This is a genomic window from Micromonospora chokoriensis, assembly GCF_000718555.1.
Taxonomy (GTDB): Bacteria; Actinomycetota; Actinomycetes; order Mycobacteriales; family Micromonosporaceae; genus Micromonospora; species Micromonospora chokoriensis_B.
On sequence record NZ_JOAN01000001.1, the window covers coordinates 331,444 to 347,592 of the forward strand.

Here is a 16,149-nt window from a genome sequence, read left to right on the forward strand (position 1 = left end):
TCATGGTCGCGTTATGACCCCTGTCGCCGGGCGGTTCATGGGGCTTTGATTGCCCGGCGCGACCGGAAGGCGGTCGTGACGAGCTTTCCGGTCTGAGGAGTCAGCGTGTCTGACGTGGTGTTCGTGGTCCTGACGGTGGTGCTGTTCGCAGTACTCGCCCTGGTGGTCCGGGCGGTGGAGAAGCTGTGAACGCGGTCAACGCCGTCGGTTTGGTGCTCGCGATCGTCCTAGGCGCGTTCCTGGTGTTCGCCCTGCTGTTTCCGGAGCGCTTCTGATGACCATGACAACAGCGGGCGTCATCTTCGTCCTGACGCTGGTGGCGGCTCTCGTCGCCGCCTACAAGCCATTCGGCGACTACATGTTCCGGGCGGTCGACGGAACCAAGCAGTCGCGAGTCGAACGGGGAATCTTCCGAGTGGTCGGGGTCAACCCGGCCGCCGAGCAGACCTGGGGCGTGTACGCCCGCAGCGTGCTGGCGTTCTCCGCAGTCTCGATCCTGTTCCTGTACCTGTTCCAGCGGGTGCAGAACCACCTGTGGTTGTCCCTGGGGTTCGACCCGGTGGTGCCGCACGGCGCGTGGAACACGGCCGTCTCGTTCGTGACGAACACCAACTGGCAGTCGTACTCGGGTGAGTCGACCATGGGCCACCTGGTGCAGATGGCCGGTCTGACCGTGCAGAACTTCACCTCCGCGGCGGTCGGCGTCGCGGTGGCGGTGGCCCTGGTACGTGGCTTCGCCCGCAGCCGCACCGGGCAGCTCGGCAACTTCTGGGTCGACCTGACCCGAATCGTGCTGCGGATCCTGGTGCCGATCGCGGTGCTCGGCGCCATCGTGCTGATGCTCGGCGGCGTGGTGCAGAACCTCTCCGCGGGCACCGACGTGAGCACGTTGACCGGTGGCACCCAGACCATCACCGGTGGTCCGGTCGCCAGCCAGGAGGTGATCAAGGAGCTGGGCACCAACGGTGGCGGCTTCTACAACGTCAACAGCGCGCATCCGTTCGAGAACCCCACCACCTGGACGAACTGGCTGGAGATCTTCCTGCTCCTGTTGATCCCGTTCAGCCTGCCCCGGGTCTTCGGTCGGATGGTCGGGCAGAACCGGCAGGGCTACGCCATCGCCGCGGTGATGGGCATCCTCGCTTTCCTCAGCGTCGCCATCACCAACATCTTCGAGTTGGCCGGCCACGGCACGGTGCCGCAGGCGGTCGGAGCGGCGATGGAAGGTAAGGAGGTGCGGTTCGACGTGTCGAACTCGGCCACCTTCGCCGCTGCCACCACGCTCACCTCGACCGGTGCGGTCAACTCGTTCCACGACTCGTTCACCTCGCTCGGCGGCATGATGACCATGGTCAACATGATGCTCGGCGAGGTCGCTCCGGGCGGCACCGGTTCCGGCCTCTACGGCCTGCTCATCCTCGCGGTGATCACGGTCTTCGTGGCCGGGCTGATGGTGGGCCGCACCCCCGAGTACCTGGGCAAGAAGATCGGGTCGCGCGAGATCAAGTTCGCCTCGCTCTACTTCCTGATCACACCGATCCTGGTGCTCGTCGGTACGGCGGCCGCGTTCGCCACCGGCAACAACTCCACCGCGCTCAACGTCGGCCCGCACGGCCTCTCCGAGGTGCTCTACGCGTTCACCTCGGCCAGCAACAACAACGGCTCCGCCTTCGGCGGCATCACGGTCAACACCACCTGGTGGGACACCGCGCTCGGGTTGTGCATGCTGCTGGGCCGCTTCCTGCCGATCATCTTCGTGCTCGCGTTGGCCGGCTCGCTGGCCCGCCAGGCACCCACCCCCGCGTCCGAGGGCACCCTGCCGACCCACCGACCGCTGTTCATCGGCATGGTCGTCGGCGTCACGGTGGTCCTCGTCGCACTGACCTTCCTGCCCGCGCTCGCGCTCGGCCCGCTGGCAGAGGGGCTGTGACCACCATGAGGAACGAAGAAATGTCCGTGACATCCGGGCAACTCGCCACCGGGGCCGACCAGGGCAACCGGATCGGCGGGGGCCTGCTCGACCCCAAGCAGCTGATCCGGTCCCTGCCGGACGCGATGCGCAAGCTCAACCCGACCACGCTGTGGCGCAACCCGGTGATGCTGATCGTGGAGGTCGGCGCCGCGTTCACCACCGTCCTGGCGGTGACCGACCCGTCGGTGTTCGCCTGGGCGATCACCGTCTGGCTCTGGCTGACCGTGGTCTTCGCCAACCTGGCCGAAGCGGTCGCCGAGGGTCGGGGCAAGGCCCAGGCCGCGACACTGCGGCAGGCGAAGAAGGACACCATCGCCACCCGGCTGATCGACTGGAAGCCCGGTGCGCGAGCCAACGCCTACTCCGACGAGGCGGTGCCCGCCGCCGAGCTGCGTCAGGGTGACTTCGTGCTCGTCGAGGCCGGCGGCATCATCCCCGGTGACGGCGACATCGTCGAGGGCATTGCCAGCGTCGACGAGTCGGCCATCACCGGCGAGTCGGCCCCGGTCATCCGGGAGTCCGGCGGTGACCGCAGCGCGGTCACCGGTGGCACCAAGGTGCTCTCCGACCGGATCGTCGTGCAGATCACCCAGAAGCCGGGGGAGAGCTTCATCGACCGGATGATCGCCCTGGTCGAGGGCGCCAACCGGCAGAAGACGCCGAACGAGATCGCGCTGAACATCCTGCTCGCCGCGCTCACGATCATCTTCCTGCTGGCCGTGGTCACCCTCCAGCCGATGGCGATCTTTTCCAAGGCGTACCAGGCTGCCGCCTCGAACACCGGTGCGATCACCGACTCCGGTGTCACCGGGGTGGTGCTGATCTCGCTGCTGGTCTGCCTGATCCCCACCACCATCGGCGCGCTGCTCTCCGCCATCGGCATCGCCGGCATGGACCGGCTGGTGCAGCGCAACGTTCTGGCCATGAGCGGCCGGGCCGTCGAGGCGGCCGGCGACGTCAACACCCTGCTGCTGGACAAGACCGGCACCATCACGCTGGGCAACCGGCAGGCCGCCGAGTTCGTACCTGTCGAGGGGGTCGACGCCGCGACAGTGGCCGACGCCGCGCAGCTGTCCAGCCTGGCCGACGAGACCCCGGAGGGGCGCTCGGTGGTCGTACTGGCGAAGAACGAGTTCGGGCTGCGCGAGCGTGAGCCGGGCGTGATGCCGCACGCCACCTTCGTGCCGTTCACCGCGCAGACCCGGATGAGCGGTGTCGACCTGACCCCGGACGCCAGCGTGGACGGCGGCGCGGTGGGCACGGCCCGCCGGGTCCGCAAGGGTGCCGCCGCCGCGGTGATGAAGTGGGTACGGGAGAACGGCGGCCACCCGACCGAGCAGGTCGGCGAGATCGTGGACGGGATCAGCAGCACCGGCGGCACGCCGCTTGTCGTCGCCGAGCACGTCGACGGTGAGCCGGCCCGCGCGCTGGGCGTCATCCACCTCAAGGACGTGGTCAAGTCCGGCATGCGGGAGCGGTTCGACGAGATGCGCCGGATGGGCATCCGGACCGTGATGATCACCGGCGACAACCCGCGTACCGCGAAGGCGATCGCCGACGAGGCCGGGGTGGACGACTTCCTGGCCGAGGCGACGCCGGAGGACAAGCTCGCGCTGATCAAGCGGGAGCAGGAGGGCGGCCGGCTGGTCGCGATGACCGGTGACGGCACCAACGACGCCCCGGCGCTCGCTCAGGCCGACGTCGGGGTGGCCATGAACACCGGCACGTCGGCCGCGAAGGAGGCCGGCAACATGGTCGACCTCGACTCCGACCCGACCAAGCTGATCGAGATCGTGGAGATCGGCAAGCAGTTGCTGATCACCCGTGGCGCGCTGACCACGTTCAGCATCGCCAACGACATCGCGAAGTACTTCGCGATCATCCCGGCCATGTTCGCCGGCCTCTACCCGAGCCTGGACGCGCTGAACATCATGCGGCTGTCCAGCCCGGAGTCGGCGATCCTGTCCGCGGTCATCTTCAACGCCCTGGTGATCATCGCGCTGATCCCGCTCGCCCTGCGCGGCGTGCGGTACCGGCCGGCCGCCGCGTCGAAGCTGCTCAGCCGCAACCTCCTGGTGTACGGGCTGGGCGGCATCATCGTGCCGTTCATCGGGATCAAGCTCATTGACCTGCTTATCCAGTTCATCCCGGGGATTTCGTGATGCGCCTACCCAACTGGCTCGCCCAACACCTCGCCGCCCTGCGCGCCGTGCTCGTCTTCACGGTGCTGCTCGGCCTGGTCTACCCGCTGGCCCTGGTCGCGGTCGGCAAGCTGCCCGGCCTCGACCACAAGGCCGACGGCTCGCTGATCTCCGTAGGTCAGACGACGGTCGGCAGCAAGCTGCTCGGCCAGTCCTTCACCGACGCGGACGGCAACCCCGTCGCCCGGTACTTCCAGTCCCGCCCCTCCGCCGCCGGCGACGGCTACGACCCGACCTCGACCTCGGCCAGCAACCTGGGCCCGGAGAGCGTGGTCGACACCATCGCCACCGACCCGGAGGAGTCCAGCGAGAGCCTGCTCACCCAGGTGTGCGGGCGCAGCAAGTCCGTCGGCGAGCTCAACGGCGTCGACGGCCGGCGTCCGTACTGCACCGACGACGGGGTCGGCGCTGTGCTCGCGATCTTCCGCGCCGACGGTCTGACCGGCCCGGTCACCCGGGTGGTCAGCGTCAACCAGGCCGCCCCGGCCACTCCGTTCGTCACCTCGTACCAGGGGGTCGCGGTGGAGCTGGCCCAGCCCGGCGAGGACTACGTCGCGGCCGGCGGGGTGGTCACCCCGATCCGGGGCGACGCGCCCGCCGACCCGGCAGTGCCCGCCGACGCGGTCACCGCAAGCGCCAGTGGCCTCGACCCGCAGATCAGCCCGGCGTACGCCGAGTTGCAGGTGAACCGGGTCGCGCGAGAGCGCGGCGCGGACCCGGCAGCGGTCCGCAAGCTGATCAAGGAGCACACCGACGGACGCGCTCTCGGCTTCATGGGTGAGCCCGGCGTCAACGTGCTGGAGCTCAACATCGCTCTCGACCGGCAGTTCGCCGCACGCTGAGCACCTTGGCAGGTGGGGCCGCGTCTACCGGGCGCGGCCCCGCCTGCCGATCTGACCAGGGAGGATGGTCCCGTGTCACGCGGAGAACTGCGCATCTATCTCGGGGCCGCACCCGGCGTCGGCAAGACGTACGCCATGTTGGAGGAGGCCCAGCGGCGGGCCGCGCGCGGCACCGACGTGGTGATCGGTTTCGTGGAGACCCACGGCCGCCAACACACCGCCGCGATGCTCGGCGACCTGGAGCAGGTGCCTCGCCGGACCATGGACTACCGCGGCGCGGAGTTCACCGAGATGGACCTGGATGCGGTGCTGGCCCGCCGGCCGGAGGTCGCGGTGATCGACGAGCTGGCGCACAGCAACGTGCCCGGTTCCCGGCACGACAAGCGCTGGCAGGACATCCAGGAGCTGCTCGACGCGGGGATCGACGTGCTGTCCACGGTCAACGTGCAGCACCTGGAGTCGGTAAACGACGTCGTCGCCCAGATCACCGGCACCACCCAGCGGGAGACCGTGCCGGACGAGATCGTCCGCGCGGCCGAGCAGGTCGAGCTGGTCGACATGACCCCCGAGGCGCTGCGTCGGCGGATGGCGCACGGCAACATCTACCGACCCGACAAGATCGATGCCGCGCTGGGCAACTACTTCCGGGTCGGCAACCTCACCGCGCTGCGCGAGTTGGCGCTGCTCTGGCTCGCCGACAAGGTCGACGAGCAGCTCGACAAGTACCGCAACCAGCAGGGCATCGCGGCCACCTGGGAGGCCCGGGAACGGGTCGTGGTCGCGCTGACCGGCGGCCCCGAGGGCGAGACGCTGGTGCGCCGGGCGGCCCGGATCGCCGCCCGCAGCAAGGGCGCCGACCTGCTCGCCGTGCACGTGGCCCGCAGCGACGGCCTGGCCGGCGCCGACCCGGCCCAACTGGCCCGCCAGCGCGTGCTGGTGGAGAGCCTGGGCGGCACGTACCACCAGGTGCTCGGCACCGACGTGCCGGCCGCGCTGCTGGACTTCGCCCAGGGCGTGAACGCCACCCAGTTGGTGTTGGGCGCCAGCCGGCGGGGTCGGTTCGCGCAGATCTTCGCCCGGGGGGTCGGGGTGACCACCACCGCGCTCTCCGGCTCGATCGACGTACACCTGGTCACCCACAAGCAGGCCGGCAAGGGTCGCCGGGCGGCAGCGGTCCCGGCGGCGCTGTCCCGTCGTCGACGGCTGCTCGGCTTCGCCCTGGCCGTGATCGGCGTGCCGCTGCTCACCCTGCTGCTGAAGAGCATGCCCGACCTGACACTGACCAACGACATCCTGCTGTTCCTCGCCGGGGTGGTCGGGGTCGCGCTGGTCGGTGGGGTGTGGCCGGCCCTGGTCGCCGCGCTCGGCGGCTCGATGCTGCTCAACTGGTTCTTCACCCCGCCCTACCACACGCTGACCATCGCCAATCGCGACAACCTGCTCGCCCTGGCCGTCTTTGTCGGTGTGGCGTTGGCGGTGAGCTGGATCGTCGACGTGGCCGCCCGACGTACCCGGGAAGCAGCGCGGGCCGCCGCCGACGCGCAGACCCTCGCCGCCGTCGCCGGCGGTGTGCTGCGCGGCGAACGCCCCCTGCCAGCCCTGCTGGATCAGCTCCGGGAGACCTTCGGGCTACGCGCCGTGAGCGTGCTGGAGCTGGCCGAGGACGCCGGTGGGCGTCCGGAGCGGGCCCGCGAGGAGCACGCCTGGTGTGTCGTGGCCAGCGTCGGCGAACAGCCGGCCTGCACGCCCGACGGCGGCGAGACGGCGGTACCTGTCGACGACCGGATCACCGTCGTGCTCAGCGGCCGACGGCTGGAGGCCGCCGACCGGCGGATCGTCGAGGCGTTCGCGGCCCAGGCCGCCGTCGCGCTGCGTCAGGAACGACTCGCCGAGGAGGCCGCCACCGCCCGGCCCCTCGCCGCAGCGGACCGGATGCGCACCGCGCTGCTCGCCGCGGTCAGCCACGACCTGCGTACGCCACTGGCGTCTGCGAAGGCGGCCGTGACCAGCCTGCGCAGCCACGACATCGAGTTCGACGAGTCCGACCGCGAGGAGTTGTTGGAGACCGCCGAGGAGTCGCTGGACCGCCTCGCCCGATTGGTCGCCAACCTCCTGGACATGAGCCGGCTCCAGGCCGGCGTGCTCGGCATCTCGACGACGGTGATCGGCCTGGAGGACGCCGTACCCCTGGCCTTGGACGAACTTGGCCCGGCTGCCGCGACCGTCGGCACGGACATCCCGGCCGACCTGCCGGCGGCCAACGCCGACCCGGGCCTGCTGGAACGGGTGCTGGTGAACATCGTCGCCAACGCGCTGCGCTTCAGCCCGCCCGACCAGCCGCCCACCATCACCGCCAGCGCACACGCCGGCCAGGTCGAGCTGCGGGTGATCGACCGAGGTCCGGGCATCCCGGAGGACCAGTGGGAGCACGTCTTCCTGCCGTTCCAACGCCTCGGCGACCGGGACAACCAGACCGGCGTCGGTCTCGGTCTTGCCCTGTCCCGGGGGTTGGCCGAGGCGATGGGTGGCAGCATCACCCCGGAGACCACCCCCGGTGGTGGGCTCACCATGGTGTTGCGGCTACCTGCCGCGCAGCAGACCAGCTCGGAAGGACCGCAGGAATGACGCGCATCCTGGTCGTCGACGACGAACCGCAGATCCTGCGTGCCCTGCGGATCAATCTGCGCGCTCGTCGGTACGAGGTGGACATCGCCGCATCCGGGGCCGCCGCGTTGAAGGCCGCCGCCAGCCACCCGCCGGACCTGGTGGTGCTGGATCTCGGCCTGCCCGACATCGACGGGGTCGAGGTGATCCGGGGCCTGCGTGGGTGGACGGCCGTGCCGATCATCGTGCTCTCCGGGCGTGCCGGCAGCGAGGACAAGGTCGCGGCGCTCGACGCCGGTGCCGACGACTACGTCACCAAGCCCTTCGGGGTCGAGGAGCTGCTGGCCCGCATCCGGGCGGTGACCCGCCGCCTCGGCGTGTCCAGCGAAGCGGTGCCGGCACTGCGGATCGGCCAGCACACCGTCGACCTGGCCGATCGGACCGTGCTCAGCGACGACGGCACCGAGGTCAAGCTCACCCCCACCCAGTGGAACGTGCTGGAGAAGCTGCTGCGCCACCCCGGCAAGCTGATCAGCCAGCGTCAACTCCTGCAGGACGTGTGGGGGCCGGAGTACCAGAACGAGACCAACTACCTGCGGCAGTACCTGGCCCAGCTGCGGCGCAAGCTGGAGGACGACCCGGCCCGCCCCCGGCACCTCATCACCGAACCGGGAATGGGCTACCGCTACCGGCCGTGACCCCGTTGACACCCGCCGGCAGAGATTGAAGAATCTCGTTCGCAGTGGCAGCGGCGTGCTTCTGTAACCGTCCCCATCCGGTTACCCCTCGGGAGCCCGCCGTGTCCCTGTCCCTGTCCCGCCGTCGGCTGCTGACCGCCGGTGGCGCCGGCCTCGTCCTGGCCGGTCTCACCGACCCGTTCCGCGCCAGCCCCGCCCGAGCCGCCGTCACCACCGCCGACCTGGTCGTCTATGGCGCCACCTCCGGCGGGCTGGCCGCCGCGATCACCATGCGCCGGCTCGGCCGCACCGCCGTGGTGGTGGAGCCCACCAGCCACGTCGGGGGGTTGAGCACCGCCGGGCTGGGCGCCACCGACACCGGCGTCCAGGCTTCCATCGGCGGGTTGGCCGCCGAGTTCTACCGCCGGGTGTACGTGAAGTACCACGGTGGAACCCTCACGCCGACCTCGCCACTGCGGATGACCTTCGAGCCGCACGTCGCCACCGAGGTCTTCGCGGAGCTGCTGGCCGAGGCGGGTGTGCCGGTGATCGTCGATGCGCGGCTGGCCGGCGTCGGCCGCAGCGGCGACCGGATCACCGAGCTGCGCACCGAGGACGGGTCGATCTATCGGGGCGGTGTGTTCGTCGACGCCACCTACGAGGGCGACCTGCTGGCGATGGCCGGGGTGGGGTTCACCGTCGGGCGGGAGTCCAACGACACCTACGGCGAGACGATCAACGGGGTGCAGTCGCGCAACACCCACCAGTTCGCCTACCCGATCGACCCGTACGTGACGGCCGGCTCGCCCGCCAGCGGCCTGCTGCCGGGCATCTCCACGACCCCGCTCGCCCCGCAGGGCAGCGGCGACGACCGCATCCAGGCGTACTGCTTCCGGATGTGCCTGACCCAGGCGACCAACCGGATCCCGTTCGGCAAGCCGTCCGGCTACGACCCGATCCGCTACGAGCTGCTGCTGCGGCACATCCAGGCCGGATACGCCGGGCCATACTTCACCACCCACTCGGTCGGCGGCGGGAAGACCGACTCCAACAACAACGGTGCCGTCTCCACCGACAACATCGGCTTCAACTACGCGTACCCGACGGCGAGTTGGGCCACGCGGGAGAGCATCATCGCCGAGCACCGCACCTACCAGCAGGGGCTGATGTGGTTCCTGGCCAACGACCCCCGGCTGCCCGCCTCGGTACGCGACTCGACCGCCCGGTGGGGTCTGCCGGTCGACGAGTTCACCAGCACGGGCGGCTGGCCGCCGCTGCTCTACATCCGCGAGGCCCGCCGGATGGTCTCCGCGTACGTGATGACCGAGCACGACTGCCGGGGCCGGGTACGCGCCACCGACTCGGTGGGGCTGGCCAGCTACACAATGGACTCGCACAACTGCCAGCGGGTCGTGGTCGACGGGAAGGTCCGCAACGAGGGCGACGTGCAGATCAGCGTGCCCGCGCCGTACCCGGTGAGCTACCGCGCGATCGTGCCGCACCAGGCGCAGTGCGCCAACCTGCTGGTGCCGGTCTGCCTCTCGGCGAGCCACATCGCGTACGGGTCGATCCGGATGGAGCCGGTGTTCATGATCCTCGGGCAGGCGGCGGCCACCGCGGCGTCGCTGGCGCTGGCCGGGAACCTCGCCGTGCAGGCGGTCTCCGTGCCTACCCTCCAGGCCCGGCTACGCCAGGACGGCGCGGTGCTCCAGTGGGGCTCCACAAGCGAGGTGATCCTGGACAACGCTGCGTCCAGCGGGATCACCCGGGCCGGCACCTGGCTGCGCAGCACCAGCATCGGCGGCTACCACGGCCCGGACTACGAGCACGACGGCAACACCGCCAAGGGCGTCAACCGGCTGCGGTTCCGCCCGACACTGCCCGACTCCGGGTCGTGGACGGTGCAGTTGCGCTGGACCGCCGACCCGAACCGCGCGACGAACGTGCCGGTCGACATCGCGTACTCCGGTGGGTTGGTCACTCGGACGGTCGACCAGCGGCAGGCTGGCGGTCAGTGGGTGGCGCTGGGCACCTACCCGTTCACCGCCGGCAGCGACGGGAGCGTGCTGATCCGCACCGAGGACACCAACGGCTACGTGGTCGCCGACGCGGTCCGCTTCGTCCGCGCCTGAGCGGCGGCGGGTGCGGGGCGGGCGACCACGATCCGGGTCGGCGCGGTCGGCGCGGCCCGGTCCCCGCTGGTCGGGGCGATCGGCGGCGCCACCAGCAACGGGTCGACCTGGATCACGTCGATGCCGAGCGGGCGAAGCATGCCGCGCAGCACTGGCTCGCACACCTCTTCCCACTGCTGGTCGGCGCCCATCGCGGCGGCCAGCAGCTCCGGCCGGGTGAAGGCGATGCCCAGTCGCTGACCCTGCGGCGAACGGCCGGTCCGCACCGTCCGCACCAGCCGTCCCGGCAGGTCACGCACCGGAACGGCGTAAATTATCGGGGCCTCGTCCATGGTGGTGCTGATCCTTCCCATTCGCGCCGCTGTCGCGGCGGTTGCTGGCTGTGCCGCTGTCGCGGCGGTTGCTCGCTGTGCCGCTGTCGCGGCGGTCATCGGCTGAAGTGTTCGAGGTCGCGGGCGAAGCGGCGGATCGTCGCGGCCCGCGCCCAGGACGGCGCGGGCACCGTGACGACAGGTACGTCCGCCCTGGTCACGCAGTAGCGGGTGACGTGGCCGCGGGACCGGCCGAACCGGCCGCGATCCGGGCTGCCGACGACGAGCAGGTCGGACTCCCGGTGGGCGTGGTCGACGAGCACCTGACCGGCGTACCCCTGGGTCGTCACCAGCCGCACGGCCACGTCCCGAGGGATGCCACCGAGCGCCGCGTCGAACACACCACGCAGGTAGACCAGGGCGGCCCGGTCGCACTCGTCCTGCCAGCGCCAGGTCAGCGTGCCGGGCCGCCACGTCGGCGCGAAGACCCAGGCACGCACCGCGTCCAGCTGCGCGCCTTCGCGGCGGGCCAGCTGAATGGCCCGGCGCAGCGCCTGCATCCCGGCGAACGAGCGGTCGACTCCCACCACGACCCGGTGGGCAACTGTTGGGCGGCTCATGCGGCGGACACCACCCAGGTCGGGGCGTCCTTCGCGGTACGCGGGTCCGCCGACGTGCCCAGGTCGAGCGCGCGGAGGATGTAGTTGGCCACCGCCACCTCCACTCCGGCGCGGCGGCTCAGGTCGGCGACGGCCCGGTGCAGCACGGTCATGCTCTCGGCGGAGAGCCGCACCACGGCGTCGACGTCGGCGGCGATCCACCACGCGGCGACGGCGCACGGCTCATGCCGTAGGTACTCCACCAGGTGACTGCCTGGCGCGGACGGGCCGAGCCGGACGCTTACCAGCGCCTCGTGTCGCCGCTGTGGCTCGTCCGCCCGGATCGCGGGCTCACCGGGGTCGCTGTCCGCGTCGGTGCCGGGTGGCAGGTCTCCGCGTTCCCAGCGTGTCATCCGCCAAGGACTCATGGGCCCATCGTCACCACCGGGCGACGCCGAAGCGCCCGTGGATACGCCGTTTCGACGGGCCGCCGCCATTTCTTGACGCCGCGTTCACGCGGCTGCCGGCCGGCCCGCCGACACGCCGGGTAGCGTTTCGGACAGACCAAGATCGGTGTACGAGGAGGCGCGGTGCAGACGACGACGGTGGACATCCCGACCGGCGACGGGGTCGCGGACGCGTCCCTCACCCGGCCGGACGGGGACGGCCCGTTCCCTGCGGTGCTGCTCTTCATGGACGCCTTCGGCCCGCGTCCCCGCCTGGTCGAGATGGCGGAGAGGATCGCCGCCCGGGGCTACCTCGTGCTGACACCCCACCTGTTCTACCGGGCCGGGCGGGCGCCGCTGTTCGACCTGTCCCGTCTCGGCGAACCGGACCAGCGCGGCGCGCTCTTCGAGAAGATCATGCCGCTGATCGGCGCGTTGACCCCCGAGGTGATCAGCCGGGACACCGCCGCGTACCTCGACTTCCTGGCCGCTCGGGACGACGTCCGGCCGGGACCGGTCGCGATCACCGGCTACTGCATGGGCGGCACGAACGCGCTGCGGGCCATCGAGGCGTACCCGGACCGGATCGCGGCGGTCGCCAGCTTCCACGGCGGGCGGATCGTCACCGACGCGCCGGACAGCCCACACCTGGGCGTCGACTCGATCACCGGTGAGGTGTACTTCGGGCACGCCGACGCCGACCAGTCGATGACGCCCGAGCAGATCGCCACGCTGGAGAAGGCGCTCGACGCCGCCGGCGTGCGCTACCGCTCCGAGGTGTACGCGGGCGCGCACCACGGCTTCACCATGGCCGACACCCCGATGTACGACGAGCAGGCCACCGAGCGCCACTGGGCAGCCCTGTTCGACCTCCTGGACCGCACCCTGCCCATCAAGTGATCATGAGACGAGCGGCGGCTGCCAGCCACCCGCCGTCCGATGTGCCTGCGGTCAGCTCGGGGCGGCGGCGTGGGCGGTGGGTAGGCCGGGGACCTCGACGTCCACCGCGAGCAGCGCGCCGTCCGCCGGGCCTGGCGTGTCCAGCCCCACCCGGGCGGTGCCGATGAAGAGTCGGCGTAGGTCCGGGCCGCCCAGGCAGATGCCGGCCGGCTGCGTGGCCGGTAGCCGGATCTCCCGGTCGAGGGTGCCGTCGGGCCGGTAGCGGCGTACCGCGGAGCCGCCCCAGAACGCGATCCAGAGGTGGCCGGCGGCGTCGACGGTCATCCCGTCCGGGCCGCCGTCGGCGGGGGTGAGCCGCAGGAACGGCTCCCGCCCGCGCAGGTCTCCGGTGGTGGGGTCGACGGTGAACCTGTCGATCTCGCCGCGCGGGGTGTCGGCCAGATACATGGTGGTGCCGGCCGCGTCGAACGCCGGCCCGTTCGGGATGGTCAGCCCGGTCACCGCGGGGACCGGCTCGGCGCCCGGGGTGAGGCGGAACAGCGTGCCCCCGCCAGGCGTCATCGCGTACGTCATGCTGCCGGCCCAGAAGCGGCCGTGCGGGTCGGCGACCGCGTCGTTCATCCGGGTCGGCTCGGGGGCGTCGGCGACCAGCTCGGCGACCGGTCGGGGGTCACCGGTGGCGGGCAGCAGGGTGACGCCGGTCCCGGCGGCGGCCAGCCACTCGCCGGCTCGGTCGAGCACCGGGGCGACCGCGCCGAGCGGAACGTCGAGGCGGCGCAGCTCCCGCAGCGGGGTCGGGGCGTCGCCGTCGGTCTCCAACAGCCGCCCGGCGAGCAGGTCGACGAGGACCAGCCGGTCGTCGACCCAGCGCAGGCCCTCGCCCAGCTCAAGCCGGTCGGTGCTCCAGACGGTCGGCTCGGTCAGCTCCATGGTGCTCCTCCAAAGGATCGTCAGCGGACCGTACCGCCAGGCCCGTGGTCGAGCAGCATCAGCTCGGGACGAGTTCCCGGCATCGGCGCAGGGCGGCCAGGGCCAGCGGCGCGTCCCGGCCCGCGATCCCGGTCTCCAACTCGGCGACCGCTCCCGCCGCCCGCGCCGGATCACCCGCTGCGGCTGCCGCCTCGGCCAGCACCAACACGGCCTCGGCGGCCCACGCCAGGATGCCCTTTCCGCGTACCAGCGACAGCGCGTCGGCCGCATGCCGCACGGCCTCGTCCGGCCGCTCGGCCAGGGCCAGCCGGGCCAGCGCCGAGAGCGCCTGCACCAGCGGCCAGACCGCACCGACCCGCCGGGCGTCGGCCACCACTTCCCGCAGCGCCCGTTCGGCCGATTCCACCTGGTCGGGCCGCCCGCTTTCGATGCCGGCGGTACGGGCCAGCACGGTCGCCAGTTCGGCCCGCGCGTCCAGCAGGGTGACCGGCATCCGCTCGGCGCTGGCGACCAGCCGACTGAGCCGTTCGGTGAGCCCGTCCAGCCGGCCGGCGGCCCGGTCCAGCGACAGTTCGGTCGCCTCCACCAGGGCCGCCAACCGCTCGTACCCGGTCTCGTCGACAAGCGCCCGACCGGCGGCCAGGAGCGCCTCGGCCTGCTCCGGGTGACCGGCGTGCAGCGCGCCCTGCGCCCAGTTCAGGCAGGCCCGCGCATGCTCGCGGGGCCGGTCGGCCAACTCGGCGGACGCGCGCAGCTCGGTGATGATCGCCCAGGCCGCCGGGTCGCCCAGCTCCAGCAGCAGCGAGGCTCGGGCGATGCGGACCGCGAGGTGCGCCGCCGGATCCCCGCTGGCCGCCGCGGCGCTCTCCGCCTCCGCGCAACGCGCCAGGTGGTCGTTCACGTGCCGGCCGACGACGGTGTCGGGGGCCGCCAGCACCGCGAGCGCCGGGGCCTTGCGGCGCGGCGCACGCAGGTACGGCACGGCACGCTCGATCTCGGTGTACCCGCGCAACGCCTCGCCCTGCTGCCGCAGCATCCGCCCGAGCACCAGACCCAGCTCACCTCGCGCACCGGGCGGCAGCCGGCGGTCGGCGAGCAGCCGTTCCAGCACCGGGATCGCCTCGGCCTGGCTGAGCCCGTCGATGGCCGACCGCCCCAGCTTGGCGGCGAGCCGGACCCGTACCGGTCGGGGAAGCTCGGCGATGTCCATCGTCTGGAGCAGGAAGCTGGCGGCGGTCGCGTCATCGCCGCGCTCGGTGGCCAGGTCGGCGGCCGCCTCGGCGTTGCGGACGAAGTCAGCTCCGCTGCCGGCCCGGCGGTAGTGGTGCGCCAACTGGGCTACCGGCCTCGGCAGTTCCCGCTCCAGCACCCGCGCGACACGCAGGTGCAGCCACTCCCGGCTCTCCCGGGGCACCAGGTCGTAGACCACCTGTCGGGCCAGGTCGTGGCGGAACCGCAGGCCGTCCCCGGCGTCGTGCAGCAGGCCCGCCCGGTGCGCGTTGGTCAACGCCGCGCCGATCGCCGCCCGGTCCAGGCTGAGCACCGCGGCGAGGATGCGCTGATCGGGTGCCATCCCCAGGACTGCTGCCGCGCCGAGCACCTCCCGGGTGGCCTCATCGAGCGGGCGTAGCCGCCAGAGCAGCACGTCGCGCAGCACGAATGGGACGCTGTCGTCCGCCAACGGGTCGCCGCCCCGCTCGGCGAGCGTACGCAGCACCTCCTCGACCACGAACGGGATGCCGGCGGTGCGGTCGAGCAGGGTGGCGGTGAGCTGCGGCGGCGGATCATCGAGCCGCAGCGTGCGGGCCGCCAGCCGGCGTACGTCATCGGCGTCCAGCGGGCTGAGCGCGACGCGGGTGACACTCCACGGAGGCGTGCGCGCCAGGGCGTCGTGGATCGGCGTACTGCCCCCCGGCGTCGGCGTACGCGCGGTCAGCACCACGGCCAGCCCCGCCACCGGGTGGGTGCTGAGGTAACCGAGGAGTTCGCAGGTCGCCGGGTCCGCCCAGTGCAGATCCTCAAGCAGCAGCGTGGCGGGGCTCAGCGCGGCGAGCACCGCCGCGACGGCGCGGAGCAGGCGGTGTCGTTCGGCGGCCGGGTCGGTCAACGGGGGTGGCGCGTCCGGCAGCGCGTCGGCCAGCTCGGGCAGCAGCGGCGCGAGCGCGCCGGCCACCGGGCTGAGCGGGCCGAGTCGGTCGGCGCTGCCCCGAATCGCGTCCAGCAACACGCCGAGCGGGAAGGGCTCCGGCACGTCGTCGCACTCGCCGACCAGGTGCCGTCCGGGGAGATCGGCGAGCAGTTCGGCGACGAGTCGGCTCTTGCCGATCCCGGGCTCGCCCTCCAGCAGGATCAGGCACGGTGGGGCTGCGACGAGCCGGCGTAGCTGGGCCAGCTCCGCCGCTCGTCCGACGAACTCGACGGGCCCGCGCAGACGTTCGGGGCGGACGGGAGATGCGCTCCCGCCGCCCCGTGTCTTGTCCTCGTCGCCGCCGATCACCGTGGGCCGAGCAGATCACCTTTGCCCGCAGAGATGAC

General features: G+C 71.8%; 13 protein-coding genes. 8 read left to right on the forward strand and 5 right to left on the reverse strand.

Annotated features, from left to right (window positions below; all coding sequences use genetic code 11):
* The first annotated feature begins 185 nt into the window (after nucleotides 1–185).
* The 7 genes from kdpF to IF46_RS0101565 all read left to right on the forward strand — a co-directional run bounded on the left by kdpF (nucleotide 186) and on the right by IF46_RS0101565 (nucleotide 10,428).
* Complete coding sequence (gene kdpF, locus IF46_RS34180; protein ID WP_036390805.1) at nucleotides 186–275, forward strand: K(+)-transporting ATPase subunit F; 90 nt, start codon at nucleotides 186–188, stop codon at nucleotides 273–275.
* Nucleotides 275–1,930: a potassium-transporting ATPase subunit KdpA gene (gene kdpA, locus IF46_RS0101540; RefSeq protein ID WP_030486431.1), complete on the forward strand. Its 1,656-nt coding sequence runs from the start codon at nucleotides 275–277 to the stop codon at nucleotides 1,928–1,930. The genes kdpF and kdpA overlap by 1 nt, the downstream gene beginning before the upstream one ends.
* Before the next feature lie 20 nt (nucleotides 1,931–1,950).
* Nucleotides 1,951–4,134: a potassium-transporting ATPase subunit KdpB gene (kdpB, locus tag IF46_RS0101545; protein ID WP_030486432.1), complete on the forward strand. Its 2,184-nt coding sequence runs from the start codon at nucleotides 1,951–1,953 to the stop codon at nucleotides 4,132–4,134.
* A complete protein-coding gene (locus IF46_RS0101550) occupies nucleotides 4,134–5,015 on the forward strand; it encodes a potassium-transporting ATPase subunit C (protein WP_030486433.1) in 882 nt (293 codons plus the stop codon). Before kdpB ends, IF46_RS0101550 begins: the two co-directional genes overlap by 1 nt.
* Before the next feature lie 72 nt (nucleotides 5,016–5,087).
* On the forward strand, nucleotides 5,088–7,640 hold the full coding sequence (locus IF46_RS0101555) for a sensor histidine kinase (protein WP_030486434.1): 2,553 nt from the start codon (nucleotides 5,088–5,090) through the stop codon (nucleotides 7,638–7,640).
* Nucleotides 7,637–8,317 (forward strand): response regulator, encoded by a 681-nt coding sequence (locus IF46_RS0101560; RefSeq protein ID WP_030486435.1) that lies wholly within the window; start codon nucleotides 7,637–7,639, stop codon nucleotides 8,315–8,317. The genes IF46_RS0101555 and IF46_RS0101560 overlap by 4 nt, the downstream gene beginning before the upstream one ends.
* Before the next feature lie 101 nt (nucleotides 8,318–8,418).
* Nucleotides 8,419–10,428 carry an FAD-dependent oxidoreductase gene (locus IF46_RS0101565; RefSeq protein WP_157562503.1) on the forward strand — a complete coding sequence of 670 codons (2,010 nt, stop codon included), beginning with the start codon at nucleotides 8,419–8,421 and terminating at the stop codon, nucleotides 10,426–10,428.
* On the opposite strand, the gene IF46_RS0101570 is transcribed toward IF46_RS0101565, so the two are convergent.
* The 3 genes from IF46_RS0101570 to IF46_RS0101580 are packed head-to-tail and all read right to left on the reverse strand — an operon-like array spanning nucleotide 10,389 to nucleotide 11,766.
* Nucleotides 10,389–10,859 (reverse strand): SAV_915 family protein, encoded by a 471-nt coding sequence (locus tag IF46_RS0101570; protein ID WP_157562504.1) that lies wholly within the window; start codon nucleotides 10,857–10,859, stop codon nucleotides 10,389–10,391. The two genes, IF46_RS0101565 and IF46_RS0101570, sit on opposite strands and share 40 nt — an antisense overlap.
* On the reverse strand, nucleotides 10,856–11,359 hold the full coding sequence (locus tag IF46_RS0101575; protein WP_084597709.1) for a universal stress protein: 504 nt from the start codon (nucleotides 11,357–11,359) through the stop codon (nucleotides 10,856–10,858). The genes IF46_RS0101570 and IF46_RS0101575 overlap by 4 nt, the downstream gene beginning before the upstream one ends.
* Nucleotides 11,356–11,766, reverse strand: coding sequence for a hypothetical protein (locus IF46_RS0101580; protein WP_157562506.1), 411 nt, complete (start codon nucleotides 11,764–11,766; stop codon nucleotides 11,356–11,358). Before IF46_RS0101580 ends, IF46_RS0101575 begins: the two co-directional genes overlap by 4 nt.
* A 162-nt stretch (nucleotides 11,767–11,928) precedes the next feature.
* On the opposite strand from IF46_RS0101580, the gene IF46_RS0101585 reads away from it, so the two are divergent.
* Entirely contained in the window at nucleotides 11,929–12,684 is a 756-nt protein-coding gene (locus IF46_RS0101585) for a dienelactone hydrolase family protein (protein ID WP_030486440.1), read from the forward strand.
* 51 nt (nucleotides 12,685–12,735) lie between these two features.
* On the opposite strand, the gene IF46_RS0101590 is transcribed toward IF46_RS0101585, so the two are convergent.
* The gene (locus tag IF46_RS0101590) at nucleotides 12,736–13,614 is read right to left on the reverse strand and encodes an SMP-30/gluconolactonase/LRE family protein (RefSeq protein WP_030486441.1); all 879 of its coding nucleotides are present in this window, start codon (nucleotides 13,612–13,614) and stop codon (nucleotides 12,736–12,738) included.
* Between the two features lie 58 nt (nucleotides 13,615–13,672).
* A complete protein-coding gene (locus tag IF46_RS0101595) occupies nucleotides 13,673–16,111 on the reverse strand; it encodes an ATP-binding protein (RefSeq protein ID WP_051723556.1) in 2,439 nt (812 codons plus the stop codon).
* Nucleotides 16,112–16,149 lie beyond the last annotated feature (38 nt).

Coding starts and splice junctions, on each gene's coding strand:
- kdpA (WP_030486431.1), top strand. CDS start 275: ATGACCATGACAACAGCGGGCGTCATCTTCGTCCTGACGCTGGTGGCG.
- kdpB (WP_030486432.1), top strand. CDS start 1,951: ATGTCCGTGACATCCGGGCAACTCGCCACCGGGGCCGACCAGGGCAAC.
- IF46_RS0101550 (WP_030486433.1), top strand. CDS start 4,134: ATGCGCCTACCCAACTGGCTCGCCCAACACCTCGCCGCCCTGCGCGCC.
- IF46_RS0101560 (WP_030486435.1), top strand. CDS start 7,637: ATGACGCGCATCCTGGTCGTCGACGACGAACCGCAGATCCTGCGTGCC.
- IF46_RS0101570 (WP_157562504.1), bottom strand. CDS start 10,859: ATGACCGCCGCGACAGCGGCACAGCGAGCAACCGCCGCGACAGCGGCA.
- IF46_RS0101575 (WP_084597709.1), bottom strand. CDS start 11,359: ATGAGCCGCCCAACAGTTGCCCACCGGGTCGTGGTGGGAGTCGACCGC.
- IF46_RS0101580 (WP_157562506.1), bottom strand. CDS start 11,766: ATGAGTCCTTGGCGGATGACACGCTGGGAACGCGGAGACCTGCCACCC.
- IF46_RS0101590 (WP_030486441.1), bottom strand. CDS start 13,614: ATGGAGCTGACCGAGCCGACCGTCTGGAGCACCGACCGGCTTGAGCTG.